At 66.2% G+C, this 20,646-nt stretch carries 21 protein-coding genes; 12 read left to right on the top strand and 9 right to left on the bottom strand.

Translation table 11 applies throughout. From position 1 onward, the window contains the following. Positions 1 to 2: 2 nt before the first annotated feature. Positions 3 to 380 (top strand): hypothetical protein, encoded by a 378-nt coding sequence (locus H7F35_RS00310; RefSeq protein WP_187111017.1) that lies wholly within the window; start codon positions 3 to 5, stop codon positions 378 to 380. A 48-nt stretch (positions 381 to 428) separates the two neighbouring features. Here the strand turns inward: H7F35_RS00310 and mog are convergent, their stop codons facing one another. Next, complete coding sequence (gene mog / locus H7F35_RS00305) at positions 429 to 1,016, bottom strand: molybdopterin adenylyltransferase (RefSeq protein ID WP_187111016.1); 588 nt, start codon at positions 1,014 to 1,016, stop codon at positions 429 to 431. Between the two features lie 133 nt (positions 1,017 to 1,149). Continuing rightward, a complete protein-coding gene (yjgA, locus tag H7F35_RS00300) occupies positions 1,150 to 1,806 on the bottom strand; it encodes a ribosome biogenesis factor YjgA (protein ID WP_187111015.1) in 657 nt (218 codons plus the stop codon). Between the two features lie 96 nt (positions 1,807 to 1,902). Here yjgA and pmbA point away from each other — a divergent pair, with 96 nt between their 5' ends. The 10 genes from pmbA to H7F35_RS00245 all read left to right on the top strand — a co-directional run bounded on the left by pmbA (position 1,903) and on the right by H7F35_RS00245 (position 14,240). Continuing rightward, entirely contained in the window at positions 1,903 to 3,273 is a 1,371-nt protein-coding gene (gene pmbA, locus H7F35_RS00295; RefSeq protein WP_187111014.1) for a metalloprotease PmbA, read from the top strand. A 68-nt stretch (positions 3,274 to 3,341) separates the two neighbouring features. Beyond that, positions 3,342 to 4,289, top strand: coding sequence for a helix-turn-helix domain-containing protein (locus H7F35_RS00290; protein WP_187111013.1), 948 nt, complete (start codon positions 3,342 to 3,344; stop codon positions 4,287 to 4,289). Positions 4,290 to 4,464: 175 nt separating this feature from the next. Further along, positions 4,465 to 5,763: an ABC transporter substrate-binding protein gene (locus H7F35_RS00285; protein WP_261803473.1), complete on the top strand. Its 1,299-nt coding sequence runs from the start codon at positions 4,465 to 4,467 to the stop codon at positions 5,761 to 5,763. Continuing rightward, on the top strand, positions 5,763 to 6,638 hold the full coding sequence (locus H7F35_RS00280) for a carbohydrate ABC transporter permease (RefSeq protein WP_187111012.1): 876 nt from the start codon (positions 5,763 to 5,765) through the stop codon (positions 6,636 to 6,638). The genes H7F35_RS00285 and H7F35_RS00280 overlap by 1 nt, the downstream gene beginning before the upstream one ends. A 396-nt stretch (positions 6,639 to 7,034) precedes the next feature. Then, entirely contained in the window at positions 7,035 to 7,847 is an 813-nt protein-coding gene (locus tag H7F35_RS00275) for a carbohydrate ABC transporter permease (protein WP_187114075.1), read from the top strand. A 32-nt stretch (positions 7,848 to 7,879) separates the two neighbouring features. After that, entirely contained in the window at positions 7,880 to 8,983 is a 1,104-nt protein-coding gene (locus H7F35_RS00270) for an ABC transporter ATP-binding protein (RefSeq protein WP_187111011.1), read from the top strand. Between the two features lie 31 nt (positions 8,984 to 9,014). Then, positions 9,015 to 10,064: an NAD(P)-dependent alcohol dehydrogenase gene (locus H7F35_RS00265; protein WP_187111010.1), complete on the top strand. Its 1,050-nt coding sequence runs from the start codon at positions 9,015 to 9,017 to the stop codon at positions 10,062 to 10,064. Between the two features lie 113 nt (positions 10,065 to 10,177). Beyond that, a complete protein-coding gene (locus H7F35_RS34650) occupies positions 10,178 to 12,331 on the top strand; it encodes an SDR family oxidoreductase (RefSeq protein WP_261803472.1) in 2,154 nt (717 codons plus the stop codon). 17 nt (positions 12,332 to 12,348) lie between these two features. Further along, on the top strand, positions 12,349 to 13,251 hold the full coding sequence (locus H7F35_RS00250) for a bile acid:sodium symporter family protein (RefSeq protein WP_187111009.1): 903 nt from the start codon (positions 12,349 to 12,351) through the stop codon (positions 13,249 to 13,251). Beyond that, positions 13,248 to 14,240, top strand: a complete 993-nt coding sequence (locus H7F35_RS00245) for an SDR family oxidoreductase (protein ID WP_261803471.1) — start codon at positions 13,248 to 13,250, stop codon at positions 14,238 to 14,240. The genes H7F35_RS00250 and H7F35_RS00245 overlap by 4 nt, the downstream gene beginning before the upstream one ends. Here the strand turns inward: H7F35_RS00245 and H7F35_RS00240 are convergent. Continuing rightward, positions 14,227 to 15,132 (bottom strand): LysR family transcriptional regulator, encoded by a 906-nt coding sequence (locus tag H7F35_RS00240; RefSeq protein WP_187111008.1) that lies wholly within the window; start codon positions 15,130 to 15,132, stop codon positions 14,227 to 14,229. The genes H7F35_RS00245 and H7F35_RS00240 overlap by 14 nt on opposite strands. A 101-nt stretch (positions 15,133 to 15,233) precedes the next feature. On the opposite strand from H7F35_RS00240, the gene H7F35_RS00235 reads away from it, so the two are divergent. Further along, positions 15,234 to 15,989 carry a sulfite exporter TauE/SafE family protein gene (locus tag H7F35_RS00235; RefSeq protein ID WP_222621996.1) on the top strand — a complete coding sequence of 252 codons (756 nt, stop codon included), beginning with the start codon at positions 15,234 to 15,236 and terminating at the stop codon, positions 15,987 to 15,989. A gap of 19 nt (positions 15,990 to 16,008) precedes the next feature. Here H7F35_RS00235 and H7F35_RS00230 read toward each other — a convergent pair whose 3' ends face one another. The 6 genes from H7F35_RS00230 to H7F35_RS00205 all read right to left on the bottom strand — a co-directional run bounded on the left by H7F35_RS00230 (position 16,009) and on the right by H7F35_RS00205 (position 20,512). Continuing rightward, positions 16,009 to 16,482 (bottom strand): NUDIX domain-containing protein, encoded by a 474-nt coding sequence (locus H7F35_RS00230; protein ID WP_187111006.1) that lies wholly within the window; start codon positions 16,480 to 16,482, stop codon positions 16,009 to 16,011. Then, positions 16,482 to 16,931 carry a GatB/YqeY domain-containing protein gene (locus H7F35_RS00225; protein WP_187111005.1) on the bottom strand — a complete coding sequence of 150 codons (450 nt, stop codon included), beginning with the start codon at positions 16,929 to 16,931 and terminating at the stop codon, positions 16,482 to 16,484. The genes H7F35_RS00230 and H7F35_RS00225 overlap by 1 nt, the downstream gene beginning before the upstream one ends. A gap of 111 nt (positions 16,932 to 17,042) precedes the next feature. Beyond that, positions 17,043 to 17,255: a 30S ribosomal protein S21 gene (gene rpsU / locus H7F35_RS00220; protein ID WP_007833691.1), complete on the bottom strand. Its 213-nt coding sequence runs from the start codon at positions 17,253 to 17,255 to the stop codon at positions 17,043 to 17,045. A gap of 110 nt (positions 17,256 to 17,365) precedes the next feature. Then, positions 17,366 to 18,610: an NAD(P)/FAD-dependent oxidoreductase gene (locus H7F35_RS00215; protein ID WP_187111004.1), complete on the bottom strand. Its 1,245-nt coding sequence runs from the start codon at positions 18,608 to 18,610 to the stop codon at positions 17,366 to 17,368. Then, a complete protein-coding gene (locus tag H7F35_RS00210) occupies positions 18,600 to 19,388 on the bottom strand; it encodes a YaeF family permuted papain-like enzyme (protein WP_187111003.1) in 789 nt (262 codons plus the stop codon). The genes H7F35_RS00215 and H7F35_RS00210 overlap by 11 nt, the downstream gene beginning before the upstream one ends. Beyond that, positions 19,388 to 20,512, bottom strand: coding sequence for a sterol desaturase family protein (locus H7F35_RS00205; RefSeq protein ID WP_187111002.1), 1,125 nt, complete (start codon positions 20,510 to 20,512; stop codon positions 19,388 to 19,390). The genes H7F35_RS00210 and H7F35_RS00205 overlap by 1 nt, the downstream gene beginning before the upstream one ends. Between the last annotated feature and the right edge of the window lie 134 nt (positions 20,513 to 20,646).

The following is a 20,646-nucleotide window of genomic DNA, read 5'->3' as shown; positions in this document are numbered from 1 at the left end:
CGATGGGCAACTACAACAAATCGTCAACCGGGGCGCGCAGGACGGAGGCGCCGACTCAACAGCGCCGAAGGGTCCATGGCGGCTCGGCTTCGCAGCCGCCGATGGCCTTGTTCGATGCAGCAGATGCCGCGCCCGCGCCTCGTGCTCCCCGCACCCGAACCTGGCGATCGACGCTGGTCGGCGCGGCCATCGGCCTGGGCATCGTCCTGGCATTCGCCATGAAGTGGCTCATGAACTACCAGATCGACAGTGCGGAAGCGCGCCGCGTGCAGCAGAAGGCTGTGCGGGTGGCCGCCGCGCATTGCTATGAGCAGACATCGAACGCGGCAATCAATGCCTGCCTGAAGGATGTCGAGGCCAGGAGCGCTTCAGCGCCATGAAGAAATGAGGAAGGGGGCGTTGCCCCGTCTTCGTCGGGAAAGCCAGTTTCAGCGTGGGCGAATGGCCGACTTGGGCCTGAAGGCCTTGCAGACCGAATCGTCGGTCTCCAGGTACGGCCCGCCGATCAGGTCGATGCAATAGGGCACCGCCGCGAAGATGCCCGGCACGAGCTGCGTGCCATCCGCATCCTTCAGCCCTTCGAGTGTTTCCGCAATCGACTTCGGCTGCCCCGGCAGGTTGATGATGAGGCTCTTGCCGCGGATCACCGCCACTTGGCGCGACAGGATCGCGGTCGGCACGAAGCGCAGGCTGATCTGGCGCATCTGCTCGCCGAAACCCGGCATTTCCTTGTGGGCGACGGCCAGCGTGGCTTCGGGCGTCACGTCACGCAGGGCCGGGCCGGTGCCGCCGGTGGTGAGCACCAGCGAGCAGCCGGCGTCGACCAGCTCGATCAGCGCGGCACTGATGCCGGCGGCCTCGTCGGGAATCAGGCGGGGCTCGAATTCGATCGGATTCTTCAGCGCCCGGCCCAGCCATTCCTTCAGCGCGGGCAGGCCCTTGTCTTCGTAGGTGCCGCTCGATGCGCGGTCGCTGATGGAGACGATGCCGATGCGGACAAGGTCAGGAGTGCTCATGGTCTTGCTCCTTCCCCTTCCGGGGGAAGGTTGGGATGGGGGCAGGCCTTCGATGAAGCGCCGTGCATGACCGGAGGCCGCCGTGCCCCCACCCCGGCCCTCCCCCGGGAGGGGAGGGAGAAAAACAGGGGGGTCATGCGTCTTCTTCGCGATCTTGCGCCGCCGCCGCTGCCGCATGGTCGGCACCGCCATGCACCGCCAGTTGCGCACGCACCAGCTGGAAGATCTCGCGGTAGGCCTTGCCCTGGCGCGGTGCTTCACCGGCCGGGCCGGTCTTCATGTCCTTGCGGGCCTGGCGCACCAGCGCGCGCAGTTGCTGGGAATCGGTGGCCGGGTGGGTCTCGATCCAGCCGCCGAGCGCGTCGTCGTCGGCAATCAGCCGGTCGCGCCAGCGTTCGGCCTCGTGCAGCGCGGCGGCTTCGGCGGCCGGCACGGTGTTCTGCTCGGTCAGGGCGAGCTTGACGGCCTCGAGCGTGGGCTCGTCGAGCTTGCGCATCAGCTTGCCGATGAACTGCATCTGGCGGCGCTTGCCCTCGAAATTGGTGATGCGCTTGGCCTCGGCGACGGCGTCGACCAGTTTTTCGCCCAGCGGGAGGGCGTCGAACAGGGCGGCGCGCAGGCCGAGCAGTTCCTCGCCGAGCTTTTGCAGTTCGTCGCTTTCGCGCTTGAGGTCGGTGCGGCTGGATTCGTCGGTGCCCTTGAGCTCACGCTTGAGTTCAAGGTCGAGCTCGCTGCCTTCGGCAACGAACTGGCCACGGACGAAATAGCCTTTTTTGGGTTTGCGGGACATGGAGTTGGATTCTGGGCCGCACCGTGCGGCGTTGCAATGTGCGCAACAGACAGTGGGAAAACGAGAAATAGGGGGCGCAAGTATCATAGCCACCACATGACGACATCCTCCTCGCGCGCCGATTCCGGCTTCGCCTACAGCCGCTCCTTCTTCGAAAACCTGGTCGACACGGCCTTGGCGCATGCCAAGAAGCTGGGCGCGACCGACGCCGGGGCCGAGGCCTCCGAGGGCTGCGGCCTGAGCGTCTCGGTCCGCAAGGGCGAACTCGAGAACGTCGAGCGCAACCGCGACAAATCGCTGGGCATCACGGTCTATGTGGGCCACCGCCGCGGCAACGCCAGCACCTCCGACTTTTCCGAGGCCGCCATCAAGCAGACCGTGGCAGCGGCCTACGACATCGCCCGCTTCACGGCCGAAGACCCGGTGAGCGGCCTGCCGGACGAGGCGGACATCGCCAAGGAGCACCCCGAACTCGACTTGTTCCACCCCTGGGACGTGACGAGCGAGCAGGCCGCCGAACTGGCATTGGAGTGCGAAGAGGCCGCCCTGTCGACCGACAAGCGCATCACCAACAGCGAAGGCGCTGGCGTCTCGGCCCAGCAAAGCCATTTCTTCAGCGCCCATACGCACGGCTTTCGCGGTGGCTATGCCAGTTCGCGGCACTCGATTTCGGTGGCACCCATCGCCGGCAAGGGCGACGGCATGCAGCGCGACGCCTGGTACAGCTCGATGCGCGCCGCCGACGAACTGGCCAGCCCGCAGGCCGTGGGCCGCTACGCCGCCGAACGGGCGCTGAGCCGCCTGAAGTCGCGCAAGATCAAGACCACCGAATGCCCGGTGCTGTTCGAGTCGCCGCTGGCCGTGGGCCTGCTGGGCGGGCTGGTGCAGGCCGTGAGCGGCGGAGCGCTCTACCGCAAGAGCACCTTTCTGCTCGATTCGCTGGGCAAGCCCGTGCTGCCCAAGCACCTCGACATTGCCGAAGACCCGCACATCATGCGCGGCAAGGGCAGCTCGCCCTTCGACGACGAAGGCGTGATCACCCGGGCGCGCAAGGTGGTCGATGCCGGCCGTCTCGAAGGCTACTTTCTCTCCACGTATTCGGCCCGCAAGCTGGGCATGAAGACCACCGGCAATGCCGGCGGCTCGCACAACCTGACGCTCAGCTCGCGCCTGACGAAGCACACCGACGACCTCGACGCCATGCTTGCCAAGCTCGGCACGGGTCTTTTCGTGATCGAACTGATGGGGCAGGGCGTGAACTACGTGACCGGCGACTACTCGCGCGGCGCCAGCGGTTTCTGGGTCGAGAAGGGCCGAATCGCCTTCCCGGTGCAGGAGATCACCATCGCCGGCAACCTCAAGGACATGCTGATGGGCATTGAAGCCGTCGGCGCGGATGCCTACACTTTCGGCGCCAAGACCACGGGGTCGGTGCTGGTGAACCGCATGAAGGTGGCTGGCGCCTGAGCCGGCGCCTCCCATCGCGGCGCTGACCAGAAAGAACCCCGGCTTCATTCAAGGCAGGGACATTCAGGATGAGCAGACAGCACGCCGCACGAAAACCCGAGCTCGAACACGAGCTGCTGCGCGACCCGAGGCTGGGTTTCGAGCCGGCGGGCGGCGGCTCCGTGCGCTGCCTGCAGCACGGCGCGCCCTGGCCCTTCGATTGCTGGCACTACCACGACGAGTACGAGCTGCAGTGCATCAACCGCAGCAGCGGCGATGCCTTCGTCGGCAACCATATCGGCCGCTTCGAGCCCGGCTACGTGGCGTTGGTGGGCGCACGGCTGCCGCACACCTGGATCTCGCACGACGTGCCGCCCGAAGGCATTGCCGAGCGCAGCATGGTCATCCACTTTCGCGACGAGCCGCTGCGCAAGGGCGTGGGCCTGTTCTCCGAACTGGACGCGGTGGTGCCGCTGCTCGACCGGGCCCGGCTGGGCGTCGAGTTCTTCGGCATCGGCGACCTGGTGCGCGAGCGCTTTCGCCGCGTGCAGGCACAAGACGGCATGGCCCGGCTCGCGGAGTTCATCAGCCTGTTGCACGAGCTGGCCAACTGGCCCGACTGGCGCCAGATCTCCAGCTCCGCCGAGCCAGCGGGCGAGGACCCGAGCGCCAACACGCGCATGCGCCGCGTGCTCGACTACCTCGACCAGCACCTGACGGAAGAACTCTCGCTGCCGGCCGTGTGCGCGGTGGCCAACATGGCCGAAAGCAGCTTCTCGCGCTACTTCCACAAGCACATGGGCGCCACCTTCACCGACTTCGTCACGCGCCTGCGCATCGCCAAGGCCTGCGAGATGTTGCAGGTGTCCGACCGGCTGGTGAGCGACATCTGCTACGAGGTGGGCTTCTCGAACCTGGCCAATTTCAACCGGCGCTTTCTGCAGCTCAAGGGCATGACACCCTCGGCCTACCGGCATCAGGCGCAGGACCGCTTTGGCCTGCGCTCGCGGCAGCACACGCCGCTTGCCACGGCCTGAGCCCGGCCTGATACGGATCTGACCCCCGGCAAAACCCCGAGCCGGCTGGTCATGAAAATACCAGTGCGCCAGCCCGCTCGTACGCGGTGCCGGCGCCGCGCTGCCTACGCTTCATCCCTCCTGCTTCTGCCGCGATTTGCCGGCATTCCACAGCAGGTTCAAAGGAGACGAAGCGATGCCGAAGAACCTAATCACAAAGCACCGGATCACGGGGAGCGCGCTGTTGCTGGCGATGCTGGCCGCATGGAGCGCCCAGGCTCAGGCCCAGGCGCCAGCCCAGGTCTGCAAGGAGGACGTGCGCGTCCTGTCGCAGCCCCGTGACGGGCTGACCCTGCTCGAGAAGTACAAGGACGAGTTCAAGACCTTGAGTGGCGTCTCGTTCAACATCGACAACCTCAACGAGAACGACCGCCGCACCAAGACCCGCGCCGACGCCTCGACCGTCGGCAAGTACAACGTGTACTACGTCGACGAGGCCAACGTGCCGCTGTTCGCGCAGTCCAAGTGGATCGTGCCGCTCGCCAAGTACTACCCGGCCGACTACGACTACGCCGACTTCGACCCCGGCCGCCAGAAGGTCGCGACCTTCGCGGGGCAGGTATGGTTCGCGCCGCTCACCGGCGGTGGCGACCTGCTGGTCTATCGCAAGGACCTGCTGGAGAAGGCCGGCGTCAAGCCGCCGACCACGCTCGATGAATTCGTCGCCGCTGCGAAGAAGCTCAACGACCCGGCCAACGGTGTCTACGGCGTGGCGTTGCGCGGCCAGCGTGGCTCGGGCGCCAACGTGTGGCGCTGGATGCCGTTCTTCCGCGGCTATGGCGGCCAGTGGTTCGAGGGCGACAAGCCGGTCTTCAACTCGCCCGCCGCGTTGAAGGCCACCCAGACCTACCTCGAGCTGTTCAAGTATTCGGCGCCGGGCACCAAGACCGGCAGCTGGGACGAATCCACCGGTGCCTTCCTCGCGGGCAAGGTCGCGATGCTGGTCGAGTCGACACCGCTTGCCGGCAACGCGCTCGATCCAAAGACCTCGACCGTGATCGGCAAGGTCGCCTACCTGCCGCCGCCCGCGCCGCTGACCGGCGGCGGCTACGGCCATGGCCTCGCGATCGGCGCCAAGGCCAACAAGACCGAAGAGGCGAAGCAGTGCGCGGGCCTCTTCGTCGCCTGGGCCACCTCGAAGAAGCAGGAGCAGCGCCGTTTGGCCGAAGGCCAGTTCAGCGAGCTCAACCGCACCAGCGTGCTGGGCAGCCCCGAGTTCGCCAAGCGCTACGGCGCCGACCTGGGCAAGGCGCTGGCCGACACCGGCAAGGTCACGGCCGTGAACTTCTGGCAAGACGCGTTGTGGCCCGATCTGGGCGACCGCTGGGGGATCATTCTGGAAGAGCTGATCACCGGTTCGCGCACCGATGTCCAGGGCGGGCTCGATGAACTCGACGCGTACGCCAAGCAACTGATCGCACGGCGCAAGAAGTGATGGCTGCAAGGGAGAGAAGAAAAAAGACAAGGCTGCCGGTCGTCTTCATCGGGCCGGGCCTGCTGGTGCTGGCGGTTCTGGCGCTGGTGCCGACACTGTTCGCGATCGGCATCTCGCTGCAGGACCGCGAGCTGGGCCAGGCCGATTCGGGCTGGGTCTGGTTCGCCAACTACATCCAGTTGTTTTCCGACCGGCGTTTCATCAACTCGGTGGGCGTGTCGCTCACCTGGGAGGTGGTGACGGTGAGCGCGACGATGGTGCTGGCGGTGCTGCTGGGCGTGCTGCTGTTCCAGTGCACCACGGCGCGCTGGCGCAATGTGTTGTGCATGCTGTTCATCGTGCCGGTGCTACTGCCGCGCGTGTCGGCCGCCTTCGTGTGGAAGTTTGCCTTTCATCCGCTGTTCGGCCTGCTGACGTATCCGTACAAGGCCATCACGGGCGAGCCGCTCGACCTGTTGGCCAACCCGCACACGGCGCTGCTGACGGTGGCGTTCGTGGACGTGTGGCAGTGGGGGCTGTTCTTCGCGGTCATCGTGCTGAAGCTGCTGGAGACATTGCCGCCGCAGCCCTTCGAGGCCGCGCGCATGGACCACGCGAAGACCTGGGAGGTCTACACCTATGTCGCGCTGCCGATGCTGAAGGCCCCCCTCATCAGCCTGACCTTCGTGAAGATGGTCGAGTCGCTGCGTGCCTTCGACCTGATCTATGTGATGACGCGCGGAGGGCCGGGCATCTCGACCGAGACGCTGGACATGTACGCCTTCTCACAGGGCTTCATCGAATCGGGTCGTATCTCGTATGCGTCGAGCATGGCGGTGCTGATGATGGTCGCATCGACTGTGGCGTTCACCTACATCTGGAAGTGGACGCGATGAATCCCCGCCTTTCTGTTTGTCGCGTTGTGCGGTTGGGGGGCTGCTGCTGTTCAGGGCGCGCCCACGCCGACGGCGTGCTCTGCTCCGCGAATGTCCCCCGGGGCGCTGCGCGCCCCTCCTCCTTTATTTCGCTGCGCAGAGCACACCGCCGACGTGAGCGTTATGAGGAGCGATCGTTGATCGCTGGATCAATAGCGGCGTGCCCCGTGCGAATGACGCCAGGTGCTCCCCGCAGCGAAATAAAGGAGGAGCGAAGCGGGGGACATTCGCGGAGGGGAGCACCTGGTGTCATTCGCACAAGCCCCGAACAAAACCCCCTCAAACAGCACCGCGCAGCAAACACCGCCAAGGTGGAGAACTGAATTGACGACATCCCAAAAGAAGAAACCGTTCCCCCTGGGCACGCTGCTCGCGCGGCTGGTGCTCATCGGCGCCGGGCTCTCCGCGCTGATACCCTTGCTCTGGACCTTTCTCAACTCGTTCAAGAACCGGGTCGACATCGTCTCCGCCGTGCCGAAGTTCATCTTCACGCCGACGTTGGAGAACTACATCTACGTGCTGAGCCGCGAGGCGGTGGCACAAGGGCTGCTCAACTCGATCATCGTGGTCGGCTCGGCCGTCATCATCGGCGCGTTGCTCGGGTTGCCCGCCGCCTATGCGCTCGCACGCTACCCGCTGCGCTGGGCCAACGACATCCAGTTCTTCGTGCTGTCGATGCGCTTCCTGCCACCCGTGGCGGTGGCGATTCCGCTCATGGTCATCTGGCTGCAACTGGAGCTGTACGACACGCGCTTTGCGCTGATCGTCACCTACACGCTGCTCACGCTCTCGACCGTGATCTGGCTCGCCATTCCCGCCTTCAAGGCCGTACCCAAGGAAGTCGAAGAAGCGGGCCGGGTCGACGGCTACGGGCCCTACGCGATCTTCTTCAAGGTGGCGCTGCCGATTGCCGCGCGCTCGCTGCTTGGTGCCATCGCATTCGGCTTCGTGCTGGTGTGGAACGAGTTCCTCATCGCGCTGATGCTCACGACGTCAGACGCCAAGACGCTGCCCATCGTGGCCTCGGAGCTGAGCCAGCTCGGGCGCGACGTGCCCTGGGGCATCTTGAATGCCTCGGTCATCCTGCTGTCGCTGCCACCGCTCCTGATGGTCGGCGTGCTCAGCGGCTTCCTCAATGCGGCCTTCAAGCGCAAGCGCGACGCCGCATGAGCCAGACCACCTCTTTTCCCATAAAGAACAACATGTCCGCAATCAGCTGTCACAACATCATCAAGCGCTATGGCGACACGCAGGTCGTCCATCCCTTCGACCTCGATGTGGCCGACAACGAGTTCGTCGTGTTCCTCGGCCCCTCGGGCTGCGGCAAGTCGACCATCCTGCGCATGCTCGCGGGACTGGAAGACATCTCCGGTGGCGACCTGCTGATCGGAGGCCAACGGGTGAACGACCTGCCGCCGCAAGAGCGCGGCATTGCCATGGTGTTCCAGAACTACGCGCTCTACCCGCACATGAGCGTGCGCGACAACATCGCCTTCGGGCTCAAGCGCCTGAAGGTGCCCAAGCCCGAGATCGACCTGCGCATCAAGGAGGTGTCGGACACGCTGGGCCTGGAGCGCTACCTGCAGCGCAAGCCCACCGAGCTGTCGGGCGGCCAGCAGCAGCGCGTGGCCATTGCGCGCGCCATGATCAAGACGCCGAAGGTGTTTCTGTTCGACGAACCCTTGTCGAACCTCGACACCAAGCTGCGCAACCACATGCGCATCGAGATCGCCAAGCTGCACCAGTCGCTGAAGACCACCACCGTGTACGTGACGCACGACCAGCATGAGGCAATGACGCTGGCCGACCGCATCGTGCTGCTGCGCGACGGGCGCATCGAGCAGGTCGGCTCGCCGCGCGAAATCTACGAGCGGCCGTGCTCGGCCTTCGTGGCCGGCTTCATCGGCACGCCGCCGATGAACCTGGTCGAGATGTCGGTGCGCGACGCCGGCAGCCATTTCGAGCTGACGGGGCGCGAGGGCTCGGTGCATGTGGACGCGCGCCGCTTCTCGCTCGAAGGCCGCCAGCGCGTGACCTTGGGCGTGCGCCCCGCGCACCTGCTGGTCGACAACGAAGGGGGCAGGGGCGGTGGTTTCTCCGGCGAGGTGCAGCTCGTCGAATACCTGGGCAACGAAGTGCTGGTGAGCTTTGGCCAGGGCGACGGCGAAATCGCCGCGCTGATGCCGTCCGCGCAATGCCCGCGCCTGCGGGAGCGCGTGAGCTTCGTGGCCGACCCTGCGCAGGTGCACCTGTTCGACGTCGACACCGGAGCCTCGCTGCTGCGCATCGACATCCCTTTGCACTGACACATCACACGTTCCTACAGGAAGATAAGAAATGAAAGCACTGGTTCTGGAAAAGGCGCACGAGCTTGCGCTGCGCGACATCGACGTTCCCCTTCACATGGGCCCGCGCGACGTGAAGATCCGCATGCACACCGTGGGCGTGTGCGGCAGCGACGTTCACTACTACCAGCACGGCGGCATCGGCCCGTACATCGTGGATGCGCCGATGATCCTGGGCCACGAGGCTTCGGGCGTGGTGACGGAAGTGGGCGCCGAGGTCACGCACCTGAAGGCCGGCGACCGCGTGTGCATGGAGCCCGGCATTCCGCAGATGGATTCGCGAGCGACGCTCGAAGGCCTCTACAACCTCGACCCTGCCGTGCGCTTCTGGGCCACGCCGCCCATCCATGGTTGTCTCACGCCCTTCGTGGTGCATCCGGCGGCCTTCACCTTCCGCATGCCTGACAACGTGAGCTTTGGCGAAGGCGCCATCGTCGAGCCGCTGGCCATCGGCCTGCAGGCTGCGAAGAAGGCGGCGCTGAAGCCGGGCGATGTGGCGGTCGTGATCGGCGCCGGCACCATCGGCGCGATGACCGCGTTGGCCGCGCTCGCGGGTGGCGCGGCGCGCGTGATCCTTGCGGACCTCGTGCCGGAGAAGCTGGCGCTGTTCGCCGACAACCCGGCCGTGACCACGGTGAACGTGCGCGACGCCAACCTCGCCGAGACCGTGAAGGCCCTGACCGACCGCTGGGGCGCCAACGTGGTCTTCGAGGCCAGCGGCAGCGCACGCGCCTTCGACAACATCTTCGATCTGCTGTGCCCCGGTGGCTGCCTCGTGCTGGTGGGCATGCCCGGTGGCAAGGTGCCTTTGGACATCGTGGCGATCCAGGCGAAGGAGGTTCGCATCGAGTCGGTGTTCCGATACGCCAACATCTTCCCGCGCGCGCTGGCGCTCATCGCATCGGGGCAGGTCGATGTGAAGCCCTTCATCTCGCGCACCTTCGCGTTCGACGATGGCGTGCGCGCTTTCGAGGAAGCGGCCGCAGGAAGAGCGACCGACGTGAAGATCCAGATCGAGTTTCCGGAGCCTTCGCCGGCCTGATTCATTCGGCGTCCCTTCAGCATGGGCGCCCCGGGCAAGGGGAAATGCCGGGGGACGCGGCGCGGATGCGCGGCTACAGTGGCCGGGTTTTGCCACCCGGAGCCATCGCGCCCATGTCCCTTGTGTTTCGCAACGTCGTCCTCACCGGGGCCTGTGGTGGTCTGGGTCAGGCGTTGGCGCGTGAGCTGATCGACGGTGGTGCGCAGGTGGCATTGGTCGGGCTCGATGCGGGGCGGCTTGCGGCGCTGGCTGCATTGGCCCCCGCACGCTGTGCTGTCTACACGCCCGATGTGTCTGATGGGCGCGCGATGCGGGTCATGGCCGCTGACTGGATGAATCGCTTCTGCGTGCCCGATCTCGTGATTGCCAACGCCGGCGTCGCAGGCGGCTACGACACGGCAGAGGCCGATGACCTCGACGTGTTCCGCCGCATGCTCGAAATCAACCTGCTCGGCGCGGCCACCACCTTCCAGCCTTTTGTCGGCGCCATGCGCGCGCAGCGGCGCGGTGCGCTGGTCGGCGTGGCCAGCATCGCGGGCTGGCGCGGCATGCCGGGCAACGGCGCCTACTGCGCGAGCAAGGCTGGCCTGATCCGTTATCTCGAAAGCCTGCGCGCCGAACTGCGCGAGACGGGCCTCAGCGTGCACACCATCAGTCCCGGCTATATCCGCACCGCGCTCACGGCCGGCAATCGCTTCGCGATGCCGGGCCTGCTCGAAGCCGAAGCCGCGGCGCACCAGTTGCTGGCGGGCGTGGGCGCGGGCCGCGAAAAAATCGTGCTGCCGCGCCGCATCGGCTGGCTTTCCAAGGCGCTCGACCTGCTGCCCGAAAAGTTGCACGACCGCGTGCTGCGCGGCCAGCCGCGCAAGCCGCGCGTGGGTGAAGCCGGCGCCACCGCCATTCCCGGACTTTCTTCGAAGGAACCCCCCTCCCTGATGTCTGATGCTGCCGCACCGACCCACGAACAGATCGCGCTGATCGGCGCCGGCCCCTCCGGCCTGGCCGGCGCGCGCAACCTGCAAAAGCACGGCGTGCCGTTCCAGGGCTTCGAGGCGCACAGCGACGTGGGAGGGTTGTGGGACATCGACAACCCGCGCTCCACCGTCTACCACTCGGCGCACCTGATCTCCAGCAAGACCACCACCGAGTTCGCCGAGTACCCGATGCCCGACACGGTGGCCGACTACCCGAGCCACCGCGAGCTGCGCCGATACTTCAGCGACTTCGCCGATCACTTTGCATTGCGCCAGCACTTCCGCTTCAACACGCGCGTGCTGCGCGTCGAGCCGGTGAGCGATGCGCCCGACACGCGCTGGCGCGTGAGCATCGATGCGGGCGACGGCAAGATCGAGACCGCCGAATACAAGGGCGTGGTGATCGCCAACGGCACGCTCGCCGAGCCCAAGCGGCCTCAGTTCGAAGGCCGCTTCGACGGTGAACTGCTGCACACCAGCGACTACAAGCACCCCGAACTGTTCAAGGACAAGCGCGTGCTGATCGTCGGCGCCGGCAATTCGGGCTGCGACATCGCGGTCGATGCGGTGCACTACGCCAAGAGCGTCGACATCTCGGTGCGGCGCGGCTACTACTTCGTGCCCAAGTACGTGTTCGGCAAGCCGGCCGACACGCTGGGCGGCAAGCGCCCGCTGCCGCCGTGGCTCAAGCAGAAGATCGATTCGACCGTGCTCAAGTGGTTCACCGGCGACCCGGTGCGCTTCGGCTTTCCGAAGCCCGACTACAAGATGTACGAGTCGCACCCCATCGTGAATTCGCTGGTGCTGCATCACGTGGGCCATGGCGACATCGGCGTGCGCGCCGACATCGCAAGGCTCGATGGGCACACGGTGCATTTCAAGGACGGCAGTGCGCGCGACTACGACCTGATCCTGGCTGCCACCGGCTATGCGCTGCACTACCCATTCATCGACCGCGAGCTGCTCAACTGGCAAGGCATGGCGCCGCGCCTGTACCTGAACATCTTCGCGCCGCGCTTCGAGAACATCGCCGTGCTCGGCATGATCGAGGCGAGCGGCATCGGCTGGCAGGGACGTTACGAGCAGGCTGAGTTGGTGGCGCGCTACTTCCGCGCGAAGGCGGCGGGCTCGCCGAAGGCAGTGGCGCTGCGCGCGGCGGTGCTGGGGCCACCGCCGGACCTGTCGGGCGGCTTCAAGTACCTGCAGCTCGAACGCATGGCGTACTACGTGCACAAGGACACTTACCGCGCGGCGGTCCGCAGCGCGGCTGCGGCGCTGGCCGACTCACCCTGAACGAGGCCACGACCACCATGCTGCCCGTCGACGAAATCCGCCTCCACTTCAACCCCGCGTCGCTGGTGCTGCTCAACGTGGTGCTCGGCTTCCTGATGTTCGGCATTGCGCTGGACACGCGCATCGCCGATTTCAAGCGCGTGGCGCGCATGCCGGGCGCGATGGCGGTGGGCATCGGTGCGCAGTTCATCGTGCTGCCGGCCGTGACCTTCGCGCTCACGCTGATCCTGAAGCCTGCCCCGAGCATCGCGCTGGGCATGATCCTCGTGGCCTGCTGCCCGCCGGGGAACATCTCGCAGATCCTCACGCACCGCGCGGGCGGCAACGTGGCGCTGTCGGTGTCGATGACGGCGATCTCGAATGCGCTCTCGATCGTGGTGATGCCGCTGAACTTTGCGTTCTGGGGCGGCATGCATCCGACGGCGTCGGCGCTGCTCAAGACCATTGCGCTCGACCCGCTCGACATGCTGGGCCACATCGTGATGATCATCGGCATTCCCTTCGTGCTGGGCGTGGCCTGCGCGCACACGCTGCCGGGGCTTACGGCGCGCATCAAGAAGCCGGTGGGCATCGTGAGCTTTGTTGCGCTGATCGTGTTCATCGTCGGCGCCATTGCGGGCAACTGGCGCTTCTTCCTCGACTACGTGGGGCTGGTGCTGCTGGCGGTGGTGATCCACGACGCGCTGGCCTTCGGCACGGGCTACCTGTGCGCGCGGCTCTCGGGGCTGGGCGACTACGACCGGCGCGCGGTGTCGATAGAGGTCGGCATCCGCAACTCGGGGCTCGGGCTGGTGCTGATCTTCAGCTTCTTCGGCGGGCTGGGCGGCATGGCCGTGGTCGCGGGCGTGTGGGGCTTCTGGGACATCATTGCGGGCCTGGCGCTCGCGAGCTGGTGGCGGCGCAAGCCGGTGGTGCAGTGAGCGAAGGACTGCTCGCCCGGCGCGTGCTTGTGACGGGCGGCGATGGTTTCCTTGGGCGTGGCCTGCTGGTAGCGCTGGCCGGACAGGGCATGCTGGAAGCCCTTGTTTCGCTCGATGTGCGCGAGGTGCCGGCCGAGCGGCGGCTGCCGGGTGTGGTCTATCAAGCGCAGGACGTGCGCGACCCCGCCATCGCCGGGACGCTGTCCGCGCACGCCATCGACACGGTCGTGCATCTGGCTTCCATCGTCACGCCCGGCAAGGGATCGAATCGCGCTTTCGAGCATTCGGTCGACGTGGGCGGCACGCGCAACGTGCTGGATGCTTGCGTGGCGCAGGGTGTGCGACACATCGTGGTGTCGTCGAGCGGCGCAGCCTACGGCTATCACCCGGACAACCCGGCATGGATCACCGAGTCGCAGCCGTTGCGGGGCAACGCGGTGTTCGCCTACGCCGACCACAAGCGGCAGGTGGAAGAGATGCTGGCCGAGTGCCGCGCGCAGCATCCCGCGCTGGCGCAGACGGTGCTGCGCATCGGCACCATCCTCGGCGAGCGTGTCGACAACCAGATCACTGCGCTGTTCGAGAAGAAGCGGCTGATCGCCATACGTGGCTGTGCCAGCCCCTTCGTGTTCATCTGGGACGAAGACGTGACGGGCGCCATCGCCCATGCGCTCGGCGGAGCGCCGGCCGGTTGCTACAACCTCGCGGGCGATGGCGCGCTGGCCATCCACGAGATCGCGGAACGGCTGGGCAAGCGGGCGATCGACTGGCCGGTCGGCGTGCTGAAGGCGGCGCTGTCAGTGGGCTCGGCGCTGGGCGTGAGCCGCTATGGCCCCGAGCAGCTCGACTTCTTGCGCTACCGGCCGGTGCTGCTCAACACGGCGCTGAAAGAGCGCTTCGGCTACGTGCCGCGCAAGACCAGCAGCGAGGCCTTCGATGCCTTCGTGGCCGCGCGGGCGCGGCAGGGGCGGCCGGTCACTTCTTCGTAGCTTCTTCCGGAGGCGCGATCAGATGCTCGAGCATGCGCCGGGCATTGAGCGGCAGGTCTTCCGACGAGCGCACGCAGGCCATCAGCGTGCGTTCGGCCCAGGCATCGGCGAGGGAGGCCCGCGCGATCTTCATCGAACGGGCGCAGCGCTCGGCGGCGGTCTGCGGCACGATGCCCACGCCGATGCCGTACTCGACCATGCGGCACACAGCCTCGAAGTTGCGCACGCGCACACGGTAGGCCAGATGCTTGCCGAGCGCGCGGACATGCTGCGTGATGAGCTGCTGCAGTGCGCTGTCGGCGGGAAGGCCCACGAATTCGCTGTCGACCACTTCGGAAAGTTGCACGCGGCGGCGTCCGGCCAGCGCGTGGCCGCGCGGCATCACGAGCACGAGGTCGTCGCGGCGGAAGGGATGGCATTCGAGGCCTTCGCTGTCGATGGCGTTCGAGACGATGCCGATGTCGCACAGGCCGCCGCGCAGCGCTTCCACGGTGTCGGGGCTGGCGCGTTCCTCAAGGTCGACCGAGATGCGCGGGTGTTGTGCGAGAAAGCGGCTCAGCACTTCGGGCAGATGCTCGGTCAGCGCCGAGGTGCCGCACATGAAGCGCACGTGTCCCTTGAGGCCCTGGCCGTATTCGCCGAGTTCGCCGCGCAGCCGCTCCATCTGCTGCAGCACGACGCGCGCATGGTGCAGCAGCGTGCGGCCGGCCTCGGTGGGACGCACGCCCTGCGCGTGGCGGGTCAGCAATGGCGTGCCGAGCGCGTCTTCCATGCCCCGCACGCGCTGGCTGGCCGAGGCCAGCGTCATGTGCGAACGCTGCGCACCGGCAGTCAGACTGCCTGCCTCGACGACGTGGAGGAAGAGGCGCAGGTCGGTGAGATCGAATCGCATGATGGATCACAAGGTAGCACGCCAGCCTCAGTCTGTGCCTGAGGCTGGCTGCGCGAATGCCGCATTTTCAGGCGCGGCGCCGGTCGGCAGACTTCGCGACGATGACGATTTCAAACGAATGGATGAGCCACTGGGCCGCGGCTGCTGCTGTTTTTTTGCTCGCTGGCGTGATCAAAGGCGTGATCGGGCTGGGGCTGCCGACGGTGTCGATGGCGCTGCTCGCGCTGTGGATGCCGCCGGTGCGCGCGGCGGCGCTGCTGATCGTGCCGTCGCTGGTCACGAACATCTGGCAGACCGGGCCGCGTGCGACCTTCATGCCGGTGCTGCGCCGCATTGGGGGGCTGCAGGTCGGGATCGTGTTCGGGACGCTGGGTGGCGCGCTGTGGCTCGGCGTCCCTGCCGGCGCCTGGGCCTCGGTGGCGCTCGGTGTGGCGCTGGTGGCCTATGCGCTCTGGGGACTGATGGGGCGGCAACTGCATCTGCCGCCGGCGCATGAGCGCTGGATGGGGCCGTTGGTGGGCGTCGCGACGGGTCTGGTGACGGCGGTGACCGGTGTGTTCGTGGTGCCGGCCGTGCCTTATCTGCAGGCGCTGGGTTTCCAGCGCGACTCGCTGATCCAGGCGATGGGGATTTCGTTCACCACCTCGACCGTGGTGCTGGCCATCGGGCTGGCGGGCAACGGGAGCTATCCGATGTCGGCGGTGGGGGGATCGGTCGCGATGCTGGTGCCGGCCATCGTCGGCATGGTGCTCGGGACGTGGCTGCGGCAGCGGTTGTCGGTGGTGGTGTTCCGGCGCTGCTTTCTGATCGGGCTGGCGCTGCTGGGCATTTACATGGCGGGTCGCGCCATGGACTGAGGCCTGGGCGGCAAACGGCTCAGGCGGCGAGCAGCAGCGCGGCGCGAACGCGCTCGATGGTCTGGCGGTAGGGCAGGGCGAAGTCCTCGATGGCATCGCTGGCGGTGAGCCAGCTGAAAGAGAACATCAGGCCCTCTTCTTCGGGGCTGCCAGTGGCCATGTGCTCGAAGGTCTCGGGCAGTGCGCGGTCGGCGCGCATCAGGAACAGGTGCCAGAGCTGCGGATGGCGGTGCGTATTGCCCTCGACGCCGGCCTCGCATTCGCGGTCCAGCGTGCCGAGCGAATGCAGTTCGCCGGTGTAGTCGATGCCCGATTCCTCGAGCAGCTCGCGTCGCACCGCGACCTCGGGCGATTCGCCGGGCTCGATGGTGCCCTTTGGCAACTGCATGTTGCCGTCTTCGGGATGGCGAAAGACCAGCAGCCGACCCCTGGCGTCGACCAGGCAGGCGCAGGCCTTGGGGATCGTGACCGAGGGGTTGCTGCTGTCGCTCATCAGGCGCCCGACAAGGCGGCCTTGACCGCCGCGCTGACCTGGCCCATGTCGGCCTTGCCGGCCAGGCGGGTCTTGACCGCGCCCATCACCTTGCCCATGTCGCCGGGGCCTGAGGCGCCCAGTTCGGCCACGATGGCCTTCACTTCGGTGGCGACTTCCTCGGCGCTCATGCGCTGGGGCAGGTAGACCTCGAGCACCTTGATCTCGGCGCTTTCCTTGTCGGCGAGGTCGATGCGGCCGCCGGTCGTGAACGCGGCGATCGAGTCCTTGCGCTGCTTGACCATCTTGTCGACGATGGCGATGACCATGGCGTCATCGAGCTCGATGCGCTCGTCGACTTCCTTTTGCTTCAGTGCGGCCAGCAGCAGACGGATGGTGCCAAGGCGCTCGGAGTCCTTGGCCCGCATCGCGGTCTTCATGTCTTCGGTGATCTGTTCTTTGAGTGTCATTCGGCAACCTTTCAGAAAAAACAAAAGCCGCGGCAGGTTTCCCTGGCGCGGCTGAGGCAACGGGGGCGCTGGCGGCGACTTGCGTCGAAGGCCGGCTGCCCCGGGTGTTGCTTAGTACAGCTTCTTGGGCAGCTGCATGCTGCGCACGCGCTTGTAGTGGCGCTTGACGGCGGCTGCCTTCTTGCGCTTGCGCTCGGCGGTCGGCTTCTCGTAGAACTCGCGGGCGCGCAGGTCGGTCAGCAGGCCGAGCTTTTCGATGGTGCGCTTGAAGCGACGCAGAGCGACGTCGAAGGGCTCGTTTTCTTTAACGCGGATGGTGGTCATTGATGATTCGTTGAACTGAAGTTGGCTCGGGGAGATCGAGGCCCAAAGCCGGGGTTCCTCAACTGAAAAATTTTTGCGGCCGTTGAGGGAAGGCCAAAGTTAGCCCGCGATTATAGCGCGGTTGCACACGCATGGGCGCTTGCCCACGCCCATTGGAAGTTGTATCCGCCCAACCAACCCGTCACATCGACCACTTCGCCGATGAAATACAGGCCGGGCTGCTTCGATTCCATGGTCTGGGAAGACAAATCGCGGGTGTCGACACCGCCTGCGGTCACTTCGGCCTTTTTGTAGCCTTCGGTGCCGCTGGGCGTGATCTGCCAGCGTGCGATGCGCTCGGAAAGCGCCGCCAGGGCCTTGTCCGCCACCTCGTTGACGGGGCGCTGAAGGGCAGGGTCTTGCCCGACCCAGGCGTCCGCCAGCCGGGAGGGCACGAGTGTGGCGAGTTCGTTGGAAATGCGCTTCTTCGAGCGCAGCTTGGCCTCGCCCAAGGCTTCGGCCACGTCCACTCCCGGGGCGAAATCGAGCGTCAACGGGGTTCCGGGCTTCCAATAGCTCGAAATCTGCAGCACCGCCGGGCCTGAGAGGCCGCGGTGGGTGAACAGCAAGTCTTCGAGGAAGGCCATCTTTTCCTTCTTTGCGCCGGTCTCGATACGTACCGGCAGCGCCAGGCCGGCCAATTCGGCGTACGGCGCCCAGGCGTCGCCACCGAAAGTCAGCGGCACCAGCGCAGGCCGGGGGGTGATGACGCGCAGGCCGAACTGCTCGGCGATGCGGTAGCCGAAGTCGCTGGCGCCGATCTGCGGGATCGACAGACCGCCCGTGGCGATCACGATTTTCGGCGTTTCGATGAGGCCTCGATCGCTATCGATTTGATAGCCTCTCACGGCCGCTCCATCAGCGGATGGGGCAGAAAAGACGATCTTCCCCAGCTTGCACGGCTGCCAGCGCTCGACACCACCCGCTGCGCACTCGGCCAACAGCATGTCGACGATCTGCTGCGACGAGCCATCGCAGAACAGCTGTCCCTTGTGCTTTTCGTGGAAGGCGATGCCGTGCTTCTGCACCAGCTCGATGAACTGCTGCGGCGCATAACGCGACAGGGCCGAGCGGCAGAAATTCGGGTTGTCGCCGATGAAGTGGCGCTGTGGCGCGCGCACGTCGAGATCGCGGTTGGTGAAATTGGCGCGGCCGCCGCCCGAGATGCGGATCTTCTCGCCGACCTTTTCGCTGTGATCGACCAGCAGCACCTTGAGCCCGCGCTGACCGGCCAGCCCGGCGCAGAACAGGCCAGCGGCGCCGGCGCCGATCACGACGACGTCGAATTGAGCAGGCGCGCCCAAATCAGGGACCATCTGCCGCCAGCACCGGCGGCGGGTTGTACTTCAGGTGACCGATGTAGCGCAGCGGCTGCGTCGCGGCAATCGAGGGCACGTCGCCCTCGCGCATGTGCAACAGGTCGGCCGGGCTCACCCAGCGCGGGTCGGCGCTGGTGATCGGCAGGCCGGCCTGCTTGTAGGCCTCGAGCACGAACTGCGAGCAGAAGAACTGGTCGTTGCGGCTCGCGCCCAGTTGCACCATGGCCATGCCGCTCATGCAGAAGCTGCTGACCGAGGCCGGCACCAGCGGCAGTTCGCACAGGCGCCGGTTCAGCACGAACGGTGCATTGAGCAGCACGCCGACGGTGTTGTAGCGCGCACCGACCTGCGACAGCGCCCAGGCGCGCATGCGCGCCGCACCCTCGGCATCGACGCCGGGCACGCGAAAGGCCACGACCATCTGTTCTTCATCCACCACCTCGGCCAGCGGGCGCGCGCGCACGCCCGTGCCCACGGCTTCGGCGATTTGCCCGTCACCCAGGTAGAGCACCGCATGGCTCACCGGCGAAAAGGTCCCCAGCCGGATGCCGAAGGAATTGACCGTGGCGATCGAGGTCAGCAGGATGTCGCCGGGCTCCAGCGCATCGGCTGCGATGAGTTCGCCGCCGTTGCCCGGCGCGATGACGGAGCTTTGCACCCGCAGGCGCAATCCGGTGTCCTTGGTCGGCAGATCCAGGCGTGTGGCGCAGGCCGTGAGCAGCAGGGCGGCGCCCGCGGCAAGGACGACCGCGGCGGTCTTGAGAGCGGCGCGCATCATCCCTTCCAGACGAACGGAAACTTCAACTGCTTGAAGAAGCCATTGGGCACGTAGTCGCCGAGCACGCCGTACTTCTCGGGCCAGAGCTTGGTGCTCTTGACGGCGGTGCCGAAGAGGTAGTCGAGGAAGGCGTAGTGCGCCGAATAGTTCTTGTCGAGCGCCTCGATGTCCTGGCTGTGGTGCCAGTGGTGGAAGTTGGGCGTGACGATCAGATAGCGCAGCGGGCCGAGTCGCACGCTCACGTTGCAGTGGTTGAACACTGCCTGGAAGCCGACCACCACGATGTAGGCGTCGATCACTTCCTTGCTGAAACCCAGCACATAGATCGGTGCCAGCACCAACGTGCGCGTGATCAGCAGCTCGAGGATGTGCTGGCGCGAGCCCGCCATCCAGTCCATGCTTTTGACGCTGTGGTGCACCGCGTGCAGGCGCCACAGCACCGGCACCTCGTGGTACGCGCGGTGCGTCCAGTACTGCACGAGGTCGGCCACCAGGATGATCAGCAACACGCCGGCCCAGAATGGCAGGCCACCGACCCAGCCGCGGATGCCGTCGTTGGCGGCCCAGCCGAAGAACTTGTGCACCATCAGGTTGGTGGCCAGCAGCACGAAGCCCACGATCATGTGGTTCACCACGAAGTGATGAAAGTCGGTCTGCCACTCTTCGCGGAACACCGGTTGGTCTTTGCGCAGCGCGAACAGCTTTTCGATGAAGATGAAGATCAGCGACGAACCCAGCAGGTCGAGGATGAACCAGTCCAGGCCGATGTACGGCGTGTTGTCCGCGAAGTCGTGCACCGGCACCTTGTGCCCGCCGAGCAGCGCCGAGGCCGCCACCAGCAGGAACGCGGCCGACGAGAGCCAGCGCGAGCGGTTGAAGATGATGTTGACCAGCGACAGCCCGCCCGAGATCAGCATGGCCGCCAGCAGGATGAAGCGCATCACGTCGACGTTGTAGCTCTTGCGCAACTCCGGCGTGGTCAGGTACTGCGGAAAGTGGAAGGCCAGCACGCCCAGGAAGCACAGGATGCCCAGGCTCAGCGCAATCGTTCCTGTGACCAGTCCCTGGCCGCGGCGCAACTCGCCGTGGCTTTCCGTGAATTCATTGAGTTTCTCGAGCACTTTTCCCCTCTGTCAGTTTCTTTTGCAGATGTAAGAATCCGCACATATCGAAGTGGAATTATCGGTTGCATGGGCCGGCGGGTGTTATTTGCGGGTCCGAAGAACAACGATTTGTTTTGCGAGGAAGAGGGAAA

Source organism: Variovorax sp. PAMC26660, from assembly GCF_014302995.1.
Taxonomy (GTDB): Bacteria; Pseudomonadota; Gammaproteobacteria; order Burkholderiales; family Burkholderiaceae_C; genus Variovorax.
Note: the sequence above shows the minus strand (reverse complement) of the source record. Positions and strands in the feature narration are given on the sequence as shown.

What these genes read in the sequence shown, in the direction of transcription:
- H7F35_RS34650 (WP_261803472.1), top strand. Translation starts at nt 10,178, where the DNA reads ATGTCCCTTGTGTTTCGCAACGTCGTCCTCACCGGGGCCTGTGGTGGT.
- H7F35_RS00250 (WP_187111009.1), top strand. Translation starts at nt 12,349, where the DNA reads ATGCTGCCCGTCGACGAAATCCGCCTCCACTTCAACCCCGCGTCGCTG.
- H7F35_RS00235 (WP_222621996.1), top strand. Translation starts at nt 15,234, where the DNA reads ATGACGATTTCAAACGAATGGATGAGCCACTGGGCCGCGGCTGCTGCT.
- H7F35_RS00290 (WP_187111013.1), top strand. Translation starts at nt 3,342, where the DNA reads ATGAGCAGACAGCACGCCGCACGAAAACCCGAGCTCGAACACGAGCTG.
- H7F35_RS00240 (WP_187111008.1), bottom strand. Translation starts at nt 15,132, where the DNA reads ATGCGATTCGATCTCACCGACCTGCGCCTCTTCCTCCACGTCGTCGAG.
- H7F35_RS00230 (WP_187111006.1), bottom strand. Translation starts at nt 16,482, where the DNA reads ATGAGCGACAGCAGCAACCCCTCGGTCACGATCCCCAAGGCCTGCGCC.
- H7F35_RS00215 (WP_187111004.1), bottom strand. Translation starts at nt 18,610, where the DNA reads ATGGTCCCTGATTTGGGCGCGCCTGCTCAATTCGACGTCGTCGTGATC.
- pmbA (WP_187111014.1), top strand. Translation starts at nt 1,903, where the DNA reads ATGACGACATCCTCCTCGCGCGCCGATTCCGGCTTCGCCTACAGCCGC.
- H7F35_RS00225 (WP_187111005.1), bottom strand. Translation starts at nt 16,931, where the DNA reads ATGACACTCAAAGAACAGATCACCGAAGACATGAAGACCGCGATGCGG.
- H7F35_RS00285 (WP_261803473.1), top strand. Translation starts at nt 4,465, where the DNA reads ATGCCGAAGAACCTAATCACAAAGCACCGGATCACGGGGAGCGCGCTG.
- H7F35_RS00265 (WP_187111010.1), top strand. Translation starts at nt 9,015, where the DNA reads ATGAAAGCACTGGTTCTGGAAAAGGCGCACGAGCTTGCGCTGCGCGAC.
- rpsU (WP_007833691.1), bottom strand. Translation starts at nt 17,255, where the DNA reads ATGACCACCATCCGCGTTAAAGAAAACGAGCCCTTCGACGTCGCTCTG.
- mog (WP_187111016.1), bottom strand. Translation starts at nt 1,016, where the DNA reads ATGAGCACTCCTGACCTTGTCCGCATCGGCATCGTCTCCATCAGCGAC.
- H7F35_RS00210 (WP_187111003.1), bottom strand. Translation starts at nt 19,388, where the DNA reads ATGCGCGCCGCTCTCAAGACCGCCGCGGTCGTCCTTGCCGCGGGCGCC.
- H7F35_RS00310 (WP_187111017.1), top strand. Translation starts at nt 3, where the DNA reads ATGGGCAACTACAACAAATCGTCAACCGGGGCGCGCAGGACGGAGGCG.
- yjgA (WP_187111015.1), bottom strand. Translation starts at nt 1,806, where the DNA reads ATGTCCCGCAAACCCAAAAAAGGCTATTTCGTCCGTGGCCAGTTCGTT.
- H7F35_RS00270 (WP_187111011.1), top strand. Translation starts at nt 7,880, where the DNA reads ATGTCCGCAATCAGCTGTCACAACATCATCAAGCGCTATGGCGACACG.
- H7F35_RS00280 (WP_187111012.1), top strand. Translation starts at nt 5,763, where the DNA reads ATGGCTGCAAGGGAGAGAAGAAAAAAGACAAGGCTGCCGGTCGTCTTC.